Source organism: Sorangium aterium (genome assembly GCF_028368935.1).
GTDB classification, from domain to species: Bacteria; Myxococcota_A; Polyangia; order Polyangiales; family Polyangiaceae; genus Sorangium; species Sorangium atrum.
In genome coordinates, this window is record NZ_JAQNDK010000003.1 from 543,514 (window position 1) to 564,487 (window position 20,974).

Sequence of the window (20,974 nt, forward strand, 5' to 3'; positions counted from 1 at the left end):
GGCGTGCTCCGCCCGCCGCGCGGACCTCTCGGTCAGCGCCGCGCGCGGTCGAGCTCGTTGGAGGGGGAGGGAGGGGACGAGGGGGAAGCGGCCGGCGAGCGGTCAGCCTGCGCTGGCGCCGGCGCTGGCGCCGGCGCGCGAGGCGAGCCGCGCGAGGTCCTTGGGGTCGCTGACGCGGACGAGGATGACGGTGATGTTGTCCCGCCCGCCGCCCGCGTTCGCCTTCTCGATGAGCGCCTGCGACGCCTTCTCGGGATCGGGCTCGGCGAGCAGGATGTCGCGGATCGCCTCGTGGCTCGTCATCTTCGAGAGGCCGTCGGAGCAGAGGAGGTAGACGTCGCCGGGGTGGGGCCGGGCGATGATCAGATCGACCTTGACTGCGGGGGAGATTCCGATCGCCCGGCTCAGGTGGTTCGCCATCGGCCCGGTGATCCCCGCGGCGCCCATCGTGTGATCGGTGGTGAGCTGCGTCAGCTCGTTGTCGCGCAGGCGATAACAGCGGCTGTCGCCCACGTGGCCGATGTAGAGGCGCTGCTTGTTGGGCGAGAACCGCGCGCTGACGAGGGTCGTGCCCATGCCCGTGAGGCTCCGCTCGGCGTGGGCCCGCTCGTAGATCGCCTGGTTCGCTTGCTGGATCGCGACCGCGAGCTCGCTGCCGCGACGCGGGACGTCGGGGTAGGGGCTCTCCTCGTCGCTCTCCACGAACGACTGATCTTTGAACGCGCGCGCGATCGTGTCGACCGCGAGGCGGCTGGCGACGTCGCCGCCCGCGTGGCCACCCATGCCGTCCGCCACGGCGAACAGGTAGTGCTCGTCCAGGCAGAGGTAGCAGTCCTCGTTCTTCTTGCGCTTCTGGCCTGGATCCGTCTGTCCGACGGCGCTGATGAGCAGCAGCGGCGACGAGCTGGTCGGCTCGTCGACGGCCGCCTCGTCGTCGTAGATGATGGGGACGGCGGACGGCTCCTCGCGCTCGTGCCCGTCGTCATCATCGTCGTCGTCGTCATCGTCGCCGCCGTAGGACGGGATGCTCGCGCGCTTGATCGTGCTCTGCAGCACCTCCGGCGGCGCCAGCGTGATCAGCGTGAGGTCATCGTCATCGTCGTCGAACGCGTCATCGTCGTCGTCGCGGCGCGATGAGCCGTTCGATCGCTTCCAGTCGGCGCTCGAGATCCGCTCGGCGCGGCCGTGACTTCCGGTGGTCTTCGCGTGGGCGCTCTCGCTCGCGGGCGTGCCGCCCCGCAACCCTGCTGCGCCTGTCCTCGTCGTTGAATCTTCGAGTTCTCCCTCCCCCTCGTCGAGGGCTTGAGCTCCTGGGCCCCCCTGCGTCAGCGTCGTCGCCGCGCGAGGCCGGGCCCGGTCGCCGTTGTTCGAGCGAAAATACCAATAGATCAGCCCAAGAAGGGCGATTCCCATGACAAGGGCGGCTGCGAGATCGGCCATGTCCCGGCGACCAACGTAGCAAAGGCGCGCCGCGTCTCCGAGATCAACGTGCAGGGGGACGGACGACGGCGATCGATCCCGGTCGGCCTTGACCTGCGGAGCCCGCGCCGCAGGGGCGCACCTTGGGCACCACCCGGCGCAGGGGAGCGCCATCTCACCCCGCCGCAGGGCTCGCCACCCCGTGACGGGCGGCCGCTGCAGAGCGCCTCGCCAGGAGGAGGCCGCGCCTGGCGGGTTGCGCGCGCTCACCCCCGGGCAGGCCGTGCGGCCGTGCTGCGCTGCGGCAGGTGCAGGCGAGAAACGAGGGCCGTCGCAGCGGCGTATGCCGCTCGTTCGCCAGGAGGACCGCTGCGAGCGCCGCGCGCTCGGCGCGCGTCCGCCGCAAACGAACCCGCGGAGAGGAGCGGGTTGCCAGTGCTCCAGGTGCTGACTAGTCTCCGCGCCCGCATGAAGCTCGCCCGCACACTTCTCCAGACACCTCGCATCGTTGGCGTGGGCCTCGCGGCCTCGATCGTGGGCGGGCTCGGGGGCGCGGGCTGCTTCGTCGAGGGCGAGGGGCTGCCGCCGCCGGTCGAGGGGCTCTACTACCCGACGGGCCTGGCGGTGTCTCCCGGCGGACGGGTCCTCTACGTCGCGAACTCGGACTTCGATCTCCAGTTCAACGGCGGCACGGTCCAGGCGCTGGATCTCCAGCGGCTGCGCAAGCGGGCGCTCACGCTCCAGTCGGGGCTCGCTCCCGGCGGGCAGGACGCCAGCGGCGGCGTGCGCGGTGCGTGCGATGCGGTGGGGCTGAAGACAAACGCCGCGTCGTCGCTCTACCCGGGGCCGTGCGGGCCGCTCAACCTCTCCGCCCTCGATGGCGACGAGGAGGTCGTCCGGAGCTCGGCCGTGATCGGCGCGTTCGCGTCCAACCTCCTCCTCGTGCACAGGCCGCCCAGCGGCGAGGCCGCCGACCCCGGCGCGGAGCCGCAGGCGCGCCTGTTCGTGCCCGTGCGCGGCGACCCCTCGGTGACCTTCTTCGACGTCGCCGACGATCGGTTCGACGACGCCGGCGCGCAGCGTTGCCAGGGCGAGGCCTGCTTTCGGCTGGACTGCGGCGCGAGCGCGGCGGGCGGGCGCTGCGGCAGAGATCACCGCATCGGGGAAGACCCCGGCCAGGAGCTCATCCGGCGCAAGCTGCCGCTGGAGCCGTTCGGGATCGCCGCCGGCTCGGACGGGACGAGCATCGTCGTCTCGCACCAGACGGAGAACGCCGTGAGCGTCATCGTGAACCGCTGGGAAGCGAGCGAGAGGCCGCAGCTGGCGTACGTCCTCACCGACCTCGGCCTCGGACCGACGGAGCTCGCGGCCGTGCCGCGCCCGAGCGTGCTCGGCGAGCTGGAGAAGAAAGGGTGGGGGATCGACTACCAGCCCGCGTTCGCGGTCACGTACATCGCGTCGTCGCAGCTCGGCCTGCTCCGCTATCAGGACGGCGCTTCAGGCGCGGCGCCGCGCCTGAACGAGTCGACCCCGACGCCGATCACCGCGCTCGCGCGGGGGACCGACTCCCGCGGGGTCGCGTTCGACGCGAGCGAGCGGCAGGCGTGCGAGGCGGCGTGCGGGGCGGCGAGCGCGGCGTGCGAGGCGGGCTGCGCGCCGGCCTGCGAGGCGGATGGCGCCCCGGAGGCGTGCGAGGCGATGTGCAAGGCGGACTGCACGGGCACTGCCGTCGAGTGCCTCGAGCGGTGCGTGGAGATCCCGATCCCTGTGTACGTGGCGCATCGCGGCCCGAACTCGCTGCTCATCGGCGAGCTGACGACGACGCTGGTCAAGAAGGGCTCGGTCGTCGACGCGGAGGGGCAGGCCTCGGCGTACGACACGATCGCGTTCCACGACGCCGCCCCGCTCGGGGCCTACCCGTCCCGGATCGAGATCGGCGAGGTGATCGACCTGGAAGGCGTGCCTCGCCGCAGGGTCTTCGCGCTCGCGTTCGACGCGGGGCTCGCGTTCTCCTACGACCCGGCAGCGCGCCGCGTCGACGCCGTCATCAAGACCGGGCGCGGGCCGCAGGCGCTCGCGTTCGACACGGGTTCCGCGTGCGGCGACGAGAAGGAGCGCTGCGACCGCGAGCAGGGCAGCGCCGGCCGCGACACCTATTCCCTCATGTACATCGCGCATTTCACCGACTCGTACCTCGGCGTTGTCGACCTCGACATGCGCAAGGCGAGCACGTTCGGAACGATGATCCTCACGGTGGGCACGCCCGTCCCGCCCCGGGAGTCCCAATGAAGCCGCGCCTCGCGCTCCTCGCCTCCACCTCCGCCCTGGCGCTCGCCGGGTGCGCCGGGGAGGCCACGCCGGTCACCGTCGAGGCCCTGGCGCAGTCCGGCCGCAGCGCGTTCGTCTGCCTCGCCGTCGACCGGCCGGATCCGGACAAGCCGGGCGTGATGCGCTCGCTGCCGATCACGGACTGCTCGTACCGCACCGTCGAGTCGTCCACCGACTACGTGGTCGACGCCGAGGACGGGGGCAGGGCCACGCTCCCGCATCTCTACGGCCTCGTCACGCAGACCGCGCGCGGCGAGGTCGCGATCGTCGACATGACGACCGAGTCGGCGCTGACCGTCGATCGGGACCCGGGCACGCCCGCCCCGAGCTTCCTCCCTGTCGGCGCGCAGCCTGTCGACATCGTCGCGACGCCGGGCGGGACCGCGTCGTTCGTCGCCGTCGCGGAGCCGGGGCGCGCGGGGATCTACGCGCTCCCGTCGGCGAAGGTGCTGCCGCGCGAAGGCTGCCCGGTCCCGTCGCTCAGCTCCTGGCCGGCCTGCTCGCTCCCCTCGGCGCCTGGCGAGATGCTGCTCGTCGCCGACCCGCCGGACCCGGAGGGCAGCGGCAAGCTGCGGAGCTCGTGCGAAGGCAGGTACGACGTCGAGCCGACCCAGCCTGGCGACCCCGGTGCGTTCGTGGACGACGTCTGCTCCACGTCGAACGGGAGCTTGGACATGGAGGGCGGCGGCCGCCAGAAGCTCCTCGTGACCTTGCCCGATCTCGGCGGCATCGCCGTGATCGACGCGCAGAAGCTCCTCGAGGGCGAGGACGGCGGCTTCGAGGCGTGCGAGGTGGAGCGGTGGGTCCCTCTCGGGGTCTCGCTCCCGCCGGCCGCGACGCCCGACGAAGCGCCGCACGGTCCCGAGTGCGCCCAGCCGGCGGCCGCGACCAGCCCGGAGCAGGCCTCCGAGAAGCCCCGGCCCGCTGGGCTCGCGCTCTCCGACAAGCGCCTGTTCATCGCGGATCTCGACGCGCCGGTGATCCACGTCGTCGACCTCCCGACGCCCTGCGAGCCGCGCGAGTCACCCCCGCTGCTGCCCGCGTCGACGCTCGAGCCAGGGCGCGTCGTCACGACGACGCGCCTCGCGGTGAGCCTGGCGTCGCCCCCCGACTTCAGCCGCTACCTCTACGCGGTCGACGCCGGCGACGGCAGCGTGATGGTCTTCGACGTCAGCGACGGCGCGCCCAGCCGGTCGCCGCTCGCTCGCGAGAATCCGGACTGGAACCCGTTCCAGCCGCCCGACCGCGTCCGCCTGCCGGCGCCTGTCCGCGATCTCGCGATCGTGCAGCGCGACGTCCCGAAGAGCCTCCCGGCGACGGGCGTGGTGCCGAGGGGGATCCGGTGCAGCCCCGATCCGAAGCTCACGCCGTGCGACAGCAGCGTCACGTCGTGCGACATCGAGACGCTGTACCGCACGTCGGCCGATCGCGACTCCGGCGCCAGCCCGCTGAAGCTCCGGGGCACGTTCGCGTACATGGCGCTCACGAACGGCCAGGTCGCGATCGTCGACATCGACGACCTCGACGCGGCCTGCCGCGGACCGGAGCGCCCGAGCGTCCGCGCGGGCTGCGATGCGGACGCTCCGCCGAGCAGCCCGCTGCTCGAGACGAGCGGCGAGGCGTCCTGCAACGTCGTCCTCCCGCACGCCGTCCGCTCCGAGACCTACGTCGTGGCGAGCGACGGATCCGGCCAGATCGAGCCCGGCGTGCAGGGCCTGCCGATCCTCTACGATCGCAGCGGCGCGGTCGTGCCGCTCTCCGCGGAGAGCCCGAAGATGCGCGCCACGTTCCCGTCCGAGGGGGCCGCGCCTGACCTCGCGCTCGCGGTGGGGGTGCAGCGCGAGGCGATCGCGTCGAGCGACAGCGCTGAGAGCGAGCTCGACGAGCAGGGGCTCGTGCTGAGGTCCGGCGGGCCGCAGCACGCGCTGACGATGAACCTCGAGGACCCGCGGGTGCACATCGCCAACGAGACGTGGACCGCGACCTACGAGGGGCTGCTCACGTCGATCACCCGGGCCGCCGTGGCCTTCGACGAGAACCTCTACCTGAAGGGCGCGGACGCCCGCTTCTGCCGCCGCGGCGTCCAGAGCCTGACCAGCGTGAAGGCGCAGCTGGAGGCCGCGGGCGTCCCGGAGGCCGAGACCCGCGCCGAGCAGCTCGCCGACTTCGCGCAGATCACGTCCGAGCTCCCGGACGAGGACGCCACCTACTGGAACAACGTCGACTCGTCCGTGTGCTCGTTCGACACCTGCAACGCGAAGTACGGCAGCGTCATCACGTCGCGCCCGGCGCTCCGCATCGAGGAGGCCTACGACGACCACCTCGAGTTCGCTCCGGCCGCCGAGGCCGAGGCCAAGTTCGCGGCGTGCTGCTTCGCCGGCTCGGTGCAGCTCGGCATCCGCGCAGGGGGCCAGTGGGTCGTCCGGAGCAACGGCGCCGGCTTCCTGCACCACGTGATCGCCGATCCCGCGACGGGCACCTGCCGGAATTCGTGCGACCCGCGCCTCTCGCGGCTCAACGGGCGCGTCGTCCACACACCGCGCGACGGGCGCGTCACCGACGGCGAGCCGGGTGCGTTCATCAACCCGATGTTCCGGTTCGCGGTCACGGGCGGCGTGCCCGAGCAGGACATGCAGTTCCGCTTCACCACCCAGGGGGCGTTCTCGCCGCTCGCCCTGGACCTCGCGGACATCAGCGACACAGTGGAGCTCCAGCCGCAGGCCATCCAGCTCGTTCCGGCCACGGGCGAGCTCGCCGTCACCGACGGCTCGGTCCAGGGCCTGTTCCTGCTGAGCTCACGCGACGTCGCCGTGGCGCGCCGGTTCCGCTGAGCCGCCTGCCGGCACCGCGGCATTGCGGTTCCGGCGCCGAGATTTCCACAAAAACAGCGGAATAAACGCGCGAATCACGCGTAGACCTCACCGGCGGTCGAGACTAAGACGCCGGCGATGCAGCCGTCCGAGCAGCCTGCGGCCAGGAAGAAGCTGACCCCGGTGATGCGCCAGTACGAGGATGCGAAGGCGCTCCACCCCGACGCCATCCTCTTCTTCCGGATGGGCGACTTCTACGAGATGTTCAACGACGACGCGGTCCTCGTGTCGCGCGCGCTGAACCTGACGCTCACGAGCCGCAACAAGGGCGAGCCCGACGAATCCCCGATGGCCGGCGTCCCGCACCACGCGGCGCACGGGTACATCGCGCGGCTGCTCGCGCTCGGCCACAAGGTGGCGATCTGCGAGCAGTGCGGCGATCCGTCGAAGATCAAGGGGCTCGTGCCGCGGCAGGTCGTGCGCGTCGTCACGCCGGGGCTCGTCACCGAGACCGAGCAGCTCGACGCGCGCGCCAACCACTACCTGGCGGCGGTCGACGGCGGCGGCGCGCCCCGCGGCGACGCCCTCGGAGCCGGGGGCCCGTACGGCCTCTCGCTGCTGGATCTCTCCACCGGCGAGCTCTCGGCCACCTCGGTCCCGGACGCCGCGACGCTGCTCGCGGAGCTCGCCCGGGCGGATCCGCGCGAGGCGCTGATCGCCCGGGACCTCCCGGACGTCCGCGCGGCCGCGGCCTCGCTCGCCTGCCGCGCGGCGCTGCGCGACGACGAGGAGCTCGACAGCGCGCAGGTCGCGGCGATCCTCGACGACGCCGCGATCGAGCCGATCTCGGCGGCGGCGCTGGCCGAGCACCCGCTCCCGGCGGTGCGCGCCGCCGCGCGGGCGCTGCGCTTCGCGCGCCGCTGCAGCCCCGGCGCGCGCATCCCGGTGCGCCGCATCGCCCCGCACGACACCTCGGGCACGCTGCGCATCGACGAGACGGCCCAGGCGCACCTGGAGCTCGTGCGCGCCGCGGACGGCGGCCGCCGAGGCACCCTGCTCGACGTCATCGACTGCACGGTCACCCCGGGCGGCGCCCGGCTCCTGCGCCGCCGCCTGCTCTCGCCGCTCGCGGATCTGGCCGGCATCCGCAGGCGCCTCGACGAGGTGGAGCTCTTCGTCTCGCACCCGCGCGCCCGCGGCGAGCTGCGGCAAGCGCTCGGCGGCGTCGGCGACCTCGAGCGCCTCAGCGTCCGCGCGCTCCTCGGCGAGGCCACGCCGCGCGACCTCGGCCTCCTGCGCGACGGCCTCACGGCGTCCCCGGCGGCGATCGCCGCGGTCCGTTCGATCCCCGACCTCGGCAAGGCAGCGTCGCGGGGCGACGACGGCGCCGCCGCGCGGGGCAAGGAAGGCGCCGCTGCGCGAAGCAAGGACGGCGCCGCGGCCGCGTCGGGCTCCGAGCCGCTCCTCGCCGAGGCGGCGTCGCTGGACGTCGTCGCCGACGTGTGCGCCGAGCTCACGGCCGCGCTGATCGAGCGGCCGCCCCCGAACACGCGCGAGGGCGGCATCTTCCGCGAGGGGTACGACAAGGAGCTCGACGACGCGCGCGGCGTGGAGAAGAACGCGACGGAGCTCATCCTCGCGCTCGAGGCGAAGCTGCGCACGCAGACGGGCGCGCCCTCGCTCCGGGTCAAGTACACGCGCGTCTTCGGCTGGTACATCGAGGTGACGCGCGCGCACATCGCCAAGGTCCCGGAGACCTTCCGCCGCAAGCAGACCGTCGCGACAGGCGAGCGCTACACGAGCGACGAGCTCGACGAGCTCGCCGACAAGATCGAGCACGCCGGGGCGCGCGCGCTGGAGCGGGAGACGGCGCTCTTCGACCGGCTGCGGGCCCTCGTCGCGAAGAGCGAGGGCCGCCTCCGCGCGCTCGCGCGCAAGCTCGCGGCGTGGGACGTCGCCGCCGCCCTCGCCGACGTCGCCCACCGCAACGACTACGTGCGGCCGCACGTCACGGCGGGCGAGGCGCTCGCGATCCGCGACGGCCGCCACCCGGTGGTCGAGCGCTACGCGGCCGCGGGGCACTTCGTGCCGAACGACACCCGCCTCGATCTCTCGGGCGAGCGCCTCTGGCTGATCACAGGCCCCAACATGGCGGGCAAGTCGACGCTCATGCGCCAGGTGGCGCTGATCGTGGTCCTCGCGCAGATGGGCAGCTACGTCCCCGCGCGCGAGGCGGAGATCGGCCTCGTCGACCGGATCCTCTCGCGCGTGGGCGCGAGCGACAACGTCGCGCGCGGCGAGAGCACGTTCATGGTCGAGATGCGGGAGACCGCCGAGATCCTCCGCGACGCGACGCGGAGATCGCTCGTGATCCTCGACGAGATCGGCCGCGGCACGAGCACGTACGACGGCCTCGCGATCGCGTGGGCCGTGGCGGAGCACCTGTTCGACGCGATCGGCTGCCGCGCCCTGTTCGCGACGCACTACCACGAGCTGACGGAGCTCTCGGCGCGCGCGCCGGGGATCGCGAACCACTCGGTCGCCGCGCGCGAGCACGGCGACGACGTCATCTTCCTCCACAAGCTCGAGGCGGGCCCCGCGAGCCGCAGCTACGGCGTGGCGGTCGCGCGGCTCGCGGGCGTCCCCGAGAGCGTGCTCGCGCGCGCCCGCGCGATCCTCGCGACGCTGGAGTCGGGCGCCGCGCTGCCGGGCGGCAAGCACGCCTCCCTCCGCGGCCGCACGCGCGGCGGCGCCGCGCAGCTCGACCTGTTCGCCCCGGCGCAGGCCGCGGTGCCGCCGGAGCAGTCGGCCGTCATCGAGACCTTGCGCGCTGTGGACGTCGATCGGCTCGCGCCGCTCGACGCGCTGCGGCTCGTGGCCAAGCTGAAGGGGCTGCTCGGCGGCGGCGGCTGACCGCGGCGACTCAGTCCGGCGGCGCGATCTCGCGGAGCTCGGTGCCGCCCGCGTACCCGTAGCTCACGAACGAGTCGAACCCCGTCACGAGCAGCCCCACGGGCGCGGAGGCCGTGAGCCAGTGCACGCCGTCGCGCTGCATCCCGGGCAGCACGTTGTCCGGCGCCTGCCGCGCCGGATCGATCGCCGCGAAGCTCAGCTGGCAGCGGTAGACGACGAACGACGGCGCGCCGCCCCCGCGCTGCTCCTCCGTGAGCCCGTCCGCGGGCGCGATCTCGCACTCGTCCGGCCCGAGCGTCACGTCGTCGAGCCGCACGACGGCCGACCGCGGCGCGACCACCGAGATGAAGTCGAACGCGTACTTGTCCGGCGTGAGGAACACGTAGTCGGGCCGGAACTGCTCGATGGGCGGCAGGATGATGAGGCTCGGGTCTCCGCCTGGCAGCCCCTGCTTGACCCCCGTCGCGTTCTGGCTGGCCATGATCTGCGACACGATGACCGGCTCGGAGCTCTCGATCATGAAGTCGTCCCACGCCGTCACCTCGCGGAACTCGCCCAGCGACGACAGCGTGATCCGATCGTCCGGCGGCGGCAGGGTCGTCTCGATCACGGCGCCCTTGCTGCTCGCCGCCACGATCCTGACGTACTCCGGCTCGGGCACGGCCTCGATCCGCGCGCCGGCCTCCTTCACGGTCTGCGACCGGCTCGGCGTGTGCGGCACCGCGAACCGCTTGCCGGCGGTCCGGGTCGGATCGAGCTGATCCTCCAGGTGGTCGGCGCAGCAGCGGCGATCCGCGAGCTCGTCGAAGTGGGGCGCGTCCGAGGCCTCGTTTCCGGTGAAGACCGCGATCGGCTGATCGGCCTTCACGATCGATCCGGTGAAGTCCGCGTTGAACCCGCCGCTCTCCAGGTTGAGCACGTCGAACGCGCCGAGCTTGACCTCGATCGACCCGCCCGCCGGCGTCTCCGGGACGGGCCCGCCCCCGACGACCCTCGCCGTCGTCGTCACCTGCACGGTCGTGCCCTCGCGCGTCCCGACGATGGCCAGGAACGCCCGAAGATCGATCGGGTTCTGCGGATCGAAGTTCGTGTCCGGATCGTCCGTGACCGCGATGGTCTGCGGCCACCCGGTGACGACGTACGCCGTCGCCATCGCGCCCGGGCTGTAGGTCAGCGCCTCGCGCGGCTTCAGCAGCGAGGCGTCGTTGGAGAACACGTTGGCGTTCTCCAGCGGGTTGAACTGGTAGGCGACGATGGGGAACTTCGACGTGATCTTGTACGCGTGCCGCGTGAGCGCCGTGTGCGTGCCCGTGTTGTACTCGCCCTCCGGGCTGCCATCGACCTCGCGCGGCCCGAGCTTGAACACCTGGAGATAGAGCGGCGCGATGAGCGCGCTCGCGATCTCCACCGGGGCGGGCGCGTCGCCCGGCGCGCCGTCGTCCTGGAAGATGTGGATCTCGTTCGGCACGTCCGGCTGCGGGTTCGAGACCACCACCGCGAACTGCTGCGCCGCCGCGTTTCCGGTCGCGTCGATCCGCGCGTTGTCCAGATCGACCGCCCAGTACTCGCACCCCACGTTGCTCCGCTCGAGCTCCGCGACGGCGCAGAGCTGCTGGCAGCTCCCGCTCCGGCACGCCTCGCCGGCCTCCGTGTCGCACGTGTCGAGCACGCGGCCGAAGCTGCCGTCCGCGTCGCAGACCACCACGTCCTGATCGCGGCACGAGTGCGCGGCGGGCACGCATGGCCGGCAGCCGAGCTCGAGCGACGCGCACACGAGCCCTCGAGCGGCGCAGTCGTCGAGCGTGACCCAGGCCAGCCCTGCGCCGGTCTCCTCGCAGCGCGTGAGCTCCGCGCCGCAGCGTACCTCGCCGGCCGTGCAGGGCGGCGGCTCCTCCGGCCGATCGCCCCACCGCGTGCCGCTGTCGAAGCAGCTCGGCGCGAGCCCGAGCCCCGCGGCGACGGCGATGAGAGCGGCGGCGGCGTACCGCGATCGGGCGCGGCTTCCTGGCTTCCGTGCGCGCGTCGGCCTGCGCGCTCGCGTCGGGTGGGGCGGGGCGCTCATCACAGGTGCGCGCTGAAGCTGTCGAGGGAGTAGGCCGACATCCCTGCCGGCTTGAGCTGCCGGTAGACGAGCTTGCCGTAATCGAAGCCGTCGATCTTCGCCCCGTACACCCCGATCGTGAGCGGCCCCGGCGGCAGCGCGCCGTTCTCGATCTCGAGCTGCCGGAGGTCCGGCACCTCGACGGCGTGCGACCCCGCCGGCACGGCCACGGTCCACCGGATGAGGCCGTTTCCGCTCGCGATGTCGTAGACGCTGAGGTCGACGGGCGCGCCCGCGCCGAACGAGGTCGCGAGGTGGGACCCATCCCAGGCGCTGTTCTGCGCGGGCGCCTCGAGCGTCGGCACCCCCACGAAGTCGCCGATGCGCACGGGCTCGCTCGTGCTGGTCGAGAGGACCCGCCCGACGACGGACAGCGGCGCGAGCCCGGCCTTGCCGGTCACAGCGCGCGCGGACGAGTGGTAGCTCGCGCCGAGCAGATCGCGGGCGAGCGGCGGCACGCCCACGAACGTCAGCCCCCCGTTGAACGGGATCAGCGGGCTCTGCGCGCCGATCGGGAGCGTCGCGAACCCGTCGTTGCCGATCATCAGCGACACGTTCGCCTGGATCCGGTCCGGCCCCTTCGGCCCCTTCGCCGGCGCCCTGACGTCCATCGAGAGGGCGTGGTCGAGCGGCTGATTGATCCGCAGGAACACCTCCCTCGTCCACTCGTTCGGGAGCACCGGGATCCCGCGGACCACGCCCATCGCGTACGCGGTGAACCGCGGCGGGGTCGTCGAGCGATCCTCGAGGCCCGCCAGCGCGTAGAGCGTGCGGTTGCCGGGCGCGACGTACATCGTGAACCCGTGCCCGAGCTCGCCCGACGTCTCCGGCGTGATGGCCTGGAACTCGGACGGCAGCCTGAAGGTCGCGAGCGGATCGACGCCCGTCGTGAACACGTAGGCCGCCTTTCGCTCGGTCTCGCGGCGCGGGCTCGGGATGTTGCCCCACGCGACGCTCCCGGGGTCCAGCGACGTGTCCCAGACGAGCTCGCCCTCGATCGCCCCGGCGCTGCCGACCTTGCCGCCGACAGGCGGCGGCGGATCACCGGACGCGCCGCACGCGGGCGTGAGCACCGGATCCAGGTAGACGGTCACCGTGTCGACAGGCACGTCGACGAACGAGATCGGGCTATGGCACGTCGCGGCCACGGTGACGGTGCGCGGCGAATCGAGCGACGCGTCCTCGATCACCGCGACGCCGGACGCGTCGACCTCGATCCGAGAGGTCGTGTCGGCGCCGAGGACGACGCGCGCTCCGGGGATCGGGTCACCCGTGAAGTTGTCATAGACGAGCACCTTGAGCCGTCCGGCGAGCGGCGCGCCGCTGAGCCCGCCCTTGTAGCCGTTCACGCTGTCCTCGTAGGTGTAGCCGTCCAGCACGAGGATCGTCTCGCCGCCGGTCGTCACCGAGATCGTCTTCGCGCCCGGCGTGCCCTGGGGCACCGTGCAGACGAGCCGCGTCGGCTCCGGGACGGCGAGCGACGAGCACGGCTTCTGATCGATCTTCGCGACCGTCGTCTCGTCCCAGCGCGTGCCTTGCCCGATGAGCTCGACGGTCGTCCCGCCGGAGATCGGCCCGCTCGACGGGGACGCATAGAGCGCGTCGTACACGTAGCCGCCCGGCAGCGCTCGCCGGGTCGACGTGTCGTCGCCGTTCTGTACGGCGAGCTCCACCGGGCCCGCCGCGCCCGGCGGCGCCGCCACCTGGACCCGGCTGGGATCGATGGGCACGATCGCGGACGGATCGACCTCGACGTCCCCGAACCAGACGCGGACCTGGGAGCTGAAGCCGTTGCCGTGGAGCAGGACGCGCTGGCCCCCGTTGAACGGCCCGTGCGTCGGGTCTGCGCCGAGCAGCGCGTGCGGATCGCCGCCGGGCAGCCCTGCGCCGGTGGACGATGACGTCGACGTGGTCTGCGGGTCCACGCCGAAATCGCCGCCGTCGCCGTCGGTCTGCCGGCGGATGCCCTCGGGCGCCGACGCGATGCAGGCGGAGACGATCGCGAGCCCTGCGCAGACCGAAGCGAAGCGTGCGGTAAGAAAGCCTCGTGATGCGGTTCGCACGAGGCGAGTGTACGCCATCGCGGATGCCGGGCCACGGCGCGCCGAGGGGCGTGGCCCGGCGTTCCCGTGCTCCGCGCCGCGTGGTCCCGTCCGCGCAACCGACGCGACTGACGTAATCGAGGCAACTGACGTAACCGACGCGACGCGACGCAACCGACGTGACCGACGCAACCGACGCGACCGCGCGGAGGGGACCACGCGGAGACACACGCAAACACACGGAAATACTGCAGGGTGATGCGGTGGTTTCGTCGCTTGACAAGCGATGGGCCTCGGGGTAGCAAACCGCCCCCTTCTTGCGGTCTCGCGACGAGGGGGACAGCGGAGGCTGAATCCTCTCACCTTCGCTGCCGCTGAACCGAATCCACACGCTCTCCTGGCACCCACGGCATTCCGCGGCCCGGTGCCCCAGCAGCACGGACGCTCCTGTCCGCGCCTGGGGTTGGTCGCGGGAGGGGGAGCGGCGGACCAACCGAAAGGACACTGCCGTGACCGATACCAGCTTCTCCGCATCCGTCCCCGCGGTCGACACCATGCAGGCCGCCGCCCCCCAGCCGGGGGATTTCCCGCTCCCGCTCCGCTCGCTGCTCGACGCGGGCGTGCACTTCGGCCACCAGACGAAGCGCTGGAACCCGAAGATGCGGCCGTTCATCTACGGCGCGCGCAACGGCATCCACATCATCGATCTCGATCAGACGACGCGGCTCTTCAAGCGCGCGTACGACTTCCTGACCGACGCGGTCGGCCGCGGCGGCCACGTGCTGTTCGTCGGCACGAAGCGCCAGGCGCAGGACATCGTGCAGGAGGAGGCCCGCCGGGCGGGCATGTACTTCGTCACGAACCGCTGGCTCGGCGGCACCCTGACGAACTTCCGGACGATCAAGCAGGGCCTCGATCGCCTGCGCACCCTCGAGCGCATGAAGGAGGACGGCACCTACGAGCAGCTGCTCAAGAAGGAGGTCGTCCGCCTCGAGAAGGAGCGCGAGCGGCTCGAGAAGTACCTCGGCGGCCTCAAGGGGATGGGCGGCCTCCCGGCGGCGATCTTCGTGATCGATCCGCACCAGGAGTCGATCGCGATCAGCGAGGCGCGCAAGCTGAACGTCCCGGTCGTGGCCATCACGGACACGAACTGCGACCCGGATCTCGTCGACTTCGTGATCCCTGGCAACGACGACGCCATTCGCTCGATCCGGCTGATCACGGCCCGCGTCGCGGACGCGTGCGTCGAGGGCGCGCAGCGCCGCAAGGATCACGGCGAGGGCGCGCAGCAGGGGGCGGGCGGCGGTCGCGGCCAGCGCGACGAGATCAACGTCTACCAGGGCGGCCGCGGCGGCGGTCGCGGCGGCGGCGGCCCGCGCCAGCAGCAGGCGTCGTAGCGCGGCGCGAGCCGCGACGGAGCGGCCCAGCGCCCGGGCGGTGGGGTGACGACGACGTCACCGGTCGCCTGGGCGGTGTGGCAGCCGCGAGAGAGCAGAGAGGGCGCAGGGACAGAAATGAAAATTTCACGCCTCTGCGCCTTCTGTGCCTCTGCGGTTCGACCCGCCCTCGCTCGGGCCGTTCGTGCAACAGCAGTCGGACGTGTGGTGAACGGGGGCCGCTCGGCGCGGCCTCTTCCTATCTAGGTTCCAGGTTGAAGGAGAAAGAGCCATGGCCGGCATCAATGCGCAGGCGATCAAGGAGCTTCGTGAGCGTACCCAGGCGGGGATGAGCGACTGCAAGAGCGCCCTCACGGAGGCCGAGGGCGACATGGAGAAGGCGGTCGAGATCATCCTGAAGAAGGGTCTCGCGAAGAGCGCCAAGCGGGCCGGCGCGTCCGCCACCGAGGGCGAGGTCCGCGCGGTGGTCGCGGCCGACCGGCGGAGCGCGACGATGGTCGAGGTCAACATCCAGACCGACTTCGCCGCCCGCAACGACGCGTTCCGGCAGTTCGTCGGCGACGTGCTCTCGGCGGTCGAGAAGGCCCCCGACGGCGCGGACGCGGCTCAGCTCTCGATCGGCGGCAAGTCGATCGCCGACACGGCCACCGAGCTGACCGCGCGCATCGGCGAGAAGGTCGCGGTGCGCCGGTGGGATCGCGTGTCGATCCCGGCGGGCAAGCACGGCGTCACGCACGCGTACGTGCACCTCGGCGGCAAGATCGGCGTGCTCGTCGCGGTCGAGGCGTCGAGCCAGGCGGTGGCGGAGCACCCTGCGGTGCAGAAGTTCATCGACGAGACGGCGATGCAGGCCGCCGCGATGAGCCCGCTCGTCCTCCGCCGCGAGGAGGTCACGGAGGAGCTGAAGGCCAAGCAGAAGGAGATCTTCGAGGGGCAGCTGCGCGAGGATCCGAAGCCGAAGCCGGAGGCGGCGTGGCCCAAGATCATCGAGGGCAAGTTCAACAAGTGGTACTCGGAGGTCGCGCTGCTCGAGCAGGAGTCGGTGGAGGCCGCGTCGCGCGGCGAGGCCGGCCAGACGATCGAGAAGCTCCTCCAGGCGGCGTCGAAGGCCGCCGGCGGCGAGCTCAAGCTCACGCGCTTCGTGCGGTACGAGCGCGGCGAGGGCATCGCCAAGAAAGAGGACGACTTCGCCGCCGAGGTGGCGAAGATGGCCGCGAGCTGACGCGGTCCGATGCGGGGGCGCCTCGCCGCCGTCTCGATCGACCTCGACGAGGTCCCGAACTACCTCGCCATCCACGGGCTCGCCGTCCCGGATCGCTCCGGGGCGGCGGTCGCGCTGAGCGCCGTCTACGACACGGCGCTCCCCCGCATCGCTGATTTCGCAGCTTCCCACGGCATCCCCGTCACGCTGTTCGCGATAGGTCGCGACCTCGCGCGCCCCGAGAGCGCCGCGGCCTTGCGCGCGCTGAGCGACGCTGGCCACGCGGTCGAGAACCACTCGTACGGGCACCGCTACGACCTCTCGCGGCTCCCGCGCGCCGCGATCGCGCGGGAGGTGTTGCTGGGCGCCGAGGCCATCGCGGAGGCGGTCGGCCGGCGTCCGACGGGCTTCCGCGCGCCGGGGTACACGGTGAGCGACGCGCTGTTCGACGCGCTCGACGCCGTCGGTGTCGCGTTCGACTCCTCGGTGTTCCCGTGCCCGCCGTACTACGCCGCGAAGGCGCTCACGATGGGCGTGCAGCGCGTGAAGGGGAGGGGATCCGCTGCGATCCTGGACACCCCGCGCGTGCTCGCGGCGCCGCGCCGGCCGTACCGGCCGGGGCGGCCGTGGTACCGGCGCGGCGGCCGGCGCTTCATCGAGCTGCCGATCCAGGTGACGCCCGGGCTGCGCCTGCCGGTCATCGGGACGAGCGTGGCGCTCGCGGGCGCGCCGGGTGCGCGGCTCCTGGCGCGCGCGTGCGCCGAGGAGGCGCTCGTGAACCTGGAGCTGCACGGCATGGACTTCCTCGACCGGAGCGACGGCCTCGAGGCGCTCGCGCCGCACCAGCCGGAGCTCCGGGTGCCGCTGGGCAGGCGGCTCGAGGCGCTGGGGGCGTTCGTGGAGGAGCTTGCGCGGAGGGGAGCGAGCTTCGTGCGGCTGGACGAGGCGAGCCGGGAGCGCGGGCTCGTGGAGTGACCGGCGGTGCCGGCGGGCGGCGCGAATTCCCTGACGAGCATGGTGCCGTCGGGTACCTTCCCGGCGATGGAGTTCGAGCGCCTCCAGGAGCTCTACAACCGCTGCAACCCCGACGAGCCGCTGTCGCCGGGCGATGAGCGCAACGTGGACATCGACGTCCGCGGCGTCCGCGGGGCTCACTGGACGAACAAGCTCGCGCGTCAGATCGAGCTCTCCAGAACGCCTGTCTGCCAGCTCTTCACCGGCCTCCGCGGCACGGGGAAGAGCACCGAGATCCAGCGCCTCGCCGCCAGGCTCTCTGATCCGAAGCGGCGCAACCTGCTCACGGTCCTGATCGACGCGGACGATGTCCTCGACCTGACCGTGGAGATCGACATCTCGGACGTGCTCGCGCTCGTGCTGCTCCACACCGAGCGTACCGTCCTGGCCGCGGAGGGCGAGGACGCGGCCGGTGCGTTGACGGACGGGCCTCACCGGCGGCTCTGGGCGTGGCTCTCGCGGACCGACGTGGAGATCGGAAAGCTCACCGCGGGCGTGGAGGCGGGGGCGAAGACCGGGGTCGAGCTCAACCTCAAGACCAACCCCACCGTACGCCACCGGGTCCGCGAGATCGTGGCCCGGCACCTCTCCACGTTCGTCCGCTTCGTGCACGACGAGCTCCGGGAGCTCGACTGGCGCGCGCGCAAGCTCGGGCGCTCCGGCGTCGTGATCCTCTTCGACTCGCTGGAGAAGCTCCGGGGCACGAGCCTCACGTGGAAGCCGGTGCTCGAGAGCGCCGAGCGCATCTTCTCGACCGGCGCGCCCTACCTCCAGCTCCCGGTGCACGTGCTCTACACGATCCCGCCGGCGCTCGCGCGCCGCATGGTCGAGCCGCCGGTGTCGTTCCTGCCGATGATCAAGGTCCGGGACGCCGAGGGCAGGCTCCACCCCGAGGGCGTCGAGGTCATCGCGGAGCTCGTGAAGAGGCGCATCGACGAGGACGCGCTCCGCGAGATCTTCGGCGAATCCGCGCTCCGGGACCGGCTCCGCGCCATCGCGCTGTGGTCGGGCGGCTACCCGCGCGAGATCGTGCGGCTGCTCCAGACGCTGCTCGAGCTCGAGACGTTCCCCGTGGACGCGAAGACGCTCGAGCGGGAGCTCCACCGCGCGGGGAACGCCTACCGGAGCATCGTCTACGACAGCGGCGCGATCCCGTGGCTCGCCACGGTGAACCGCACGAAGCGGCTCATCACGAACAACGAGCAGGAGCGCGAGGCCGCCGACCACCTGCTTCAGAACAACGTCATCCTGCGTTACCTCAACGACGACGAGTGGGTCGACGTCCACCCATCGGTGGCGGGGATGCAGGAGCTCGCCGGTCCCTTCCCCGACGTGAAGGACGCCGCGCCGGAGCAGGGCGCATGACCGGCGCCGCGGGCGGGGAGCGCTCGCGGCTCATCCGGGCGCTCGCGCTCTCGCGGCGGTTCCACCTGTACCTTGCGCGGTGCGCGAGCCCTCGCGCGGCGGATCAGCTGGTCGCCGAGATCGCCGCGGAGCTCCCGCGGCTCGGGCGCGCCGACGTCCGCCTCGTGCGGCTGGAGCCGTACAGCGGCCGGCCTTCGGACGCGCCGCTCGCCGACGGCGAGCTGGCGGATCGCGTCCTGGTCCCGCTCCTCGACGCGCCCGAGGAGCTCCGCAGCGCGATCCACCTCGTCGACGCGTCGCGCGCGGCGTACGCGGACACGGAGGCGTGGGCGCGGTTCCTCTCGCTCTGGAACGAGAAGCGCAACGTCCTCGGCCCGTCTCACGGCGAGGTCGTGGTGATGCTGCCAGCCGCGCTCGCGCCGGTGTTTGCGGCAGTGGCGCCGGATGTCTGGTCGATCCGGAGCGGGGAGTACGTCATCGACGAGGACGCGAGCGAGCGCGAGGCCGGTCTCGATGTCCGCGAGTCGGGGCCGATGCCCATGGCGGCGAAGAGGAGGAGCGACGATGGGCTCTTCGTGCTGCCCGAGCGCCTCTTGGAGGCCCACGTGGCGGCGCCGACGGCGCTGGCGAGCGCGAGCGGGCGCACCGACGATGCGCTGTTGCTCGTGCGCGCCGTCTCGCCGCTTGCGCTCTTCGGCGGCGATCTCGTGGTCGGGCCGTGGGTCGGTGATTTCCTCTTCCAGAGCGGGGCCGGCGCTCTGTTGAGCGAGCTGCATGCGCTGGAGCAGCGCGGCCTCGCCGAGGTCGCGCCGCCCCTCCGGGCGCGGCGGATGCTGCGCGTCGCCAATGCGCTGCTCGCTGAGCGGCGCTTCGGCGAGGCCGAGGCGCTCTACTCCGACCTCCTGGCCCTCATCGAGGCCGACGATGCGGAGCTGACCGCCGTCGCGCTCTCGCACCTCGCCATCGCGGTGGCCGCGCAGGATCGCGCCGATGCCGCCGCTGTCCATGCCAACCGGGCGTACTGGCTCGTCGGGGCCGAGTCCGGCCGACGGGGCGTCGGCGCGCTCAAGTTACCGGACGTGCGGCAGGCGAGCGCGCTCGTGCAGTGGTGCCTCGGTCACCTCGAGCACGCGGACCTGCTCGACCAGATGCTCGTGATCGCGCCGAAGGGAGGGATCTATCGATGGCGCCCTTACGTGCCATTCGGCAACGTTCTGTCGCGCGTTCTCCGGCTGGTTGAGCGCGGCCGCGTCGCCAGAGCGCTGGCGCAGAGCCGCGCGCTGGCCTCTCTCGATCTGCACGAGGAGCAAATCGAGGGAGTGCATGAGGTCTGGCGCATCGCCCGTGCGGACATCGAGTTCCTCTCCGGCAACATCGATTCGTCGCTCCGGGAGCTCGAGCAAGCCGCTGTCGAGGACGCTGCCTGGCCGGCGGAGCACGCGAGCCTCGCTGGCCGCCGCGAGATCGCCGTGGCGCTCATCGAGATCGTTCGGGGAAACGAGGATCGGGCCTCGAAGATCCTCAGGCGAGCGAGGCATGCAGCGGTTCAATCGCGCTCGGAGCTCGATCTAGAAGGCGGTTGCCGGGCAGCGGCCTTTCATGCGGTGACGTCCGGGCTCCTCGCGATGGTCACGGGGGATCCTGGAGGCGCCGCCACGTGGTTTGACAACGCGCGTGCTCGGATCGCCGACTGGGGGCGATTGGGCCTGGACCGGCGATCACGCCTTCGCGCGCAGCTCTTCGTCGAGCTGCTTCGAGCCGCGCTCCAGCCGGAGGATGACGGCGCTGTCGCGGCCGCGCGCGACCTCACCCGCCAGGCCGAGGCGCTCCTCGGCGACACCGCGGAGGATCACATGAGCCGCGCGCTCGCGGTCGCGGCGCACCGGGAGCTCGCGCGGCGCCTCGCGGGGGCAGGGGGCGGGGACGCTCGCGCCGCCGCGCAGCGGGCCGCGGCGCTCGCCCAACCCCTCGGCAACCTCGGTGTGCCCGCGTGGGACGAGCTGCTTCGCGCTGCAGAGCGCGCGCGCTGAGCTTCGCCCGCAGGCGACCTCCATGAGGAAGCGCAGCCGGCTGAGTAGGGAGGGGGAGTGGAACAGACGCGATGCGTCATGCGCGTGCTCCTCGTGCGTCATGTTCGCGTTCCTGGCGTGTGGTGCGCGCGCTCCCGGCGCGTCGTGCGCTGGGTCCTGCCGTGTCTGGCGGGTGGCGTGCAATGGCCCCCGCGTGTTGTTTGCGCGGTGTGCGCGCGCTCGCCCCGCCTGCGCGCGACGTTGTTCCGCGTGGTGCGCGCGTCCCGGTGCGTGGTGCGCGCGTTCCGGCGCGTGGTGCGCGCGTCCCGGTGCGTGGTGCGCGCGTTCCGGCGCGTGGTGCGCGCGTCCCGGCGC

Annotated in this window: 11 protein-coding genes; 8 read left to right on the plus strand and 3 right to left on the minus strand. The window is 72.5% G+C overall.

All coding sequences use genetic code 11. The features are described from left to right. Positions 1–102: 102 nt before the first annotated feature. Positions 103–1,440, minus strand: a complete 1,338-nt coding sequence (locus POL72_RS26415; protein WP_272098343.1) for a PP2C family protein-serine/threonine phosphatase — start codon at positions 1,438–1,440, stop codon at positions 103–105. Positions 1,441–1,854: 414 nt separating this feature from the next. Between POL72_RS26415 and POL72_RS26420 the strand changes: the two genes are divergently transcribed. From POL72_RS26420 to mutS, 3 genes are all read left to right on the plus strand, one after another. Continuing rightward, positions 1,855–3,708: a hypothetical protein gene (locus tag POL72_RS26420; RefSeq protein WP_272098344.1), complete on the plus strand. Its 1,854-nt coding sequence runs from the start codon at positions 1,855–1,857 to the stop codon at positions 3,706–3,708. After that, positions 3,705–6,578, plus strand: a complete 2,874-nt coding sequence (locus POL72_RS26425; protein WP_272098345.1) for a hypothetical protein — start codon at positions 3,705–3,707, stop codon at positions 6,576–6,578. Before POL72_RS26420 ends, POL72_RS26425 begins: the two co-directional genes overlap by 4 nt. A gap of 117 nt (positions 6,579–6,695) precedes the next feature. Further along, the gene (mutS, locus tag POL72_RS26430; RefSeq protein ID WP_272098346.1) at positions 6,696–9,470 is read left to right on the plus strand and encodes a DNA mismatch repair protein MutS; all 2,775 of its coding nucleotides are present in this window, start codon (positions 6,696–6,698) and stop codon (positions 9,468–9,470) included. Positions 9,471–9,480: 10 nt separating this feature from the next. Here the strand turns inward: mutS and POL72_RS26435 are convergent, their stop codons facing one another. Both POL72_RS26435 and POL72_RS26440 read right to left on the minus strand, forming a co-directional pair. Beyond that, positions 9,481–11,532, minus strand: a complete 2,052-nt coding sequence (locus POL72_RS26435) for an IgGFc-binding protein (protein ID WP_272098347.1) — start codon at positions 11,530–11,532, stop codon at positions 9,481–9,483. Next, the gene (locus POL72_RS26440) at positions 11,532–13,634 is read right to left on the minus strand and encodes an IPT/TIG domain-containing protein (RefSeq protein ID WP_272098348.1); all 2,103 of its coding nucleotides are present in this window, start codon (positions 13,632–13,634) and stop codon (positions 11,532–11,534) included. Before POL72_RS26440 ends, POL72_RS26435 begins: the two co-directional genes overlap by 1 nt. A 488-nt stretch (positions 13,635–14,122) precedes the next feature. Here POL72_RS26440 and rpsB point away from each other — a divergent pair, with 488 nt between their 5' ends. The 5 genes from rpsB (at position 14,123) to POL72_RS26465 (ending at position 20,620) form a co-directional block, all read left to right on the plus strand. Further along, positions 14,123–15,010 (plus strand): 30S ribosomal protein S2, encoded by an 888-nt coding sequence (gene rpsB, locus POL72_RS26445; RefSeq protein WP_308738133.1) that lies wholly within the window; start codon positions 14,123–14,125, stop codon positions 15,008–15,010. A 271-nt stretch (positions 15,011–15,281) separates the two neighbouring features. After that, positions 15,282–16,232 carry a translation elongation factor Ts gene (tsf, locus tag POL72_RS26450; RefSeq protein WP_272098349.1) on the plus strand — a complete coding sequence of 317 codons (951 nt, stop codon included), beginning with the start codon at positions 15,282–15,284 and terminating at the stop codon, positions 16,230–16,232. A 9-nt stretch (positions 16,233–16,241) separates the two neighbouring features. Next, on the plus strand, positions 16,242–17,186 hold the full coding sequence (locus POL72_RS26455) for a polysaccharide deacetylase family protein (protein WP_272098350.1): 945 nt from the start codon (positions 16,242–16,244) through the stop codon (positions 17,184–17,186). 39 nt (positions 17,187–17,225) lie between these two features. Then, positions 17,226–18,590, plus strand: coding sequence for a hypothetical protein (locus tag POL72_RS26460; RefSeq protein ID WP_272098351.1), 1,365 nt, complete (start codon positions 17,226–17,228; stop codon positions 18,588–18,590). Further along, a complete protein-coding gene (locus POL72_RS26465) occupies positions 18,587–20,620 on the plus strand; it encodes an amino acid adenylation domain-containing protein (RefSeq protein ID WP_272098352.1) in 2,034 nt (677 codons plus the stop codon). The genes POL72_RS26460 and POL72_RS26465 overlap by 4 nt, the downstream gene beginning before the upstream one ends. Positions 20,621–20,974 lie beyond the last annotated feature (354 nt).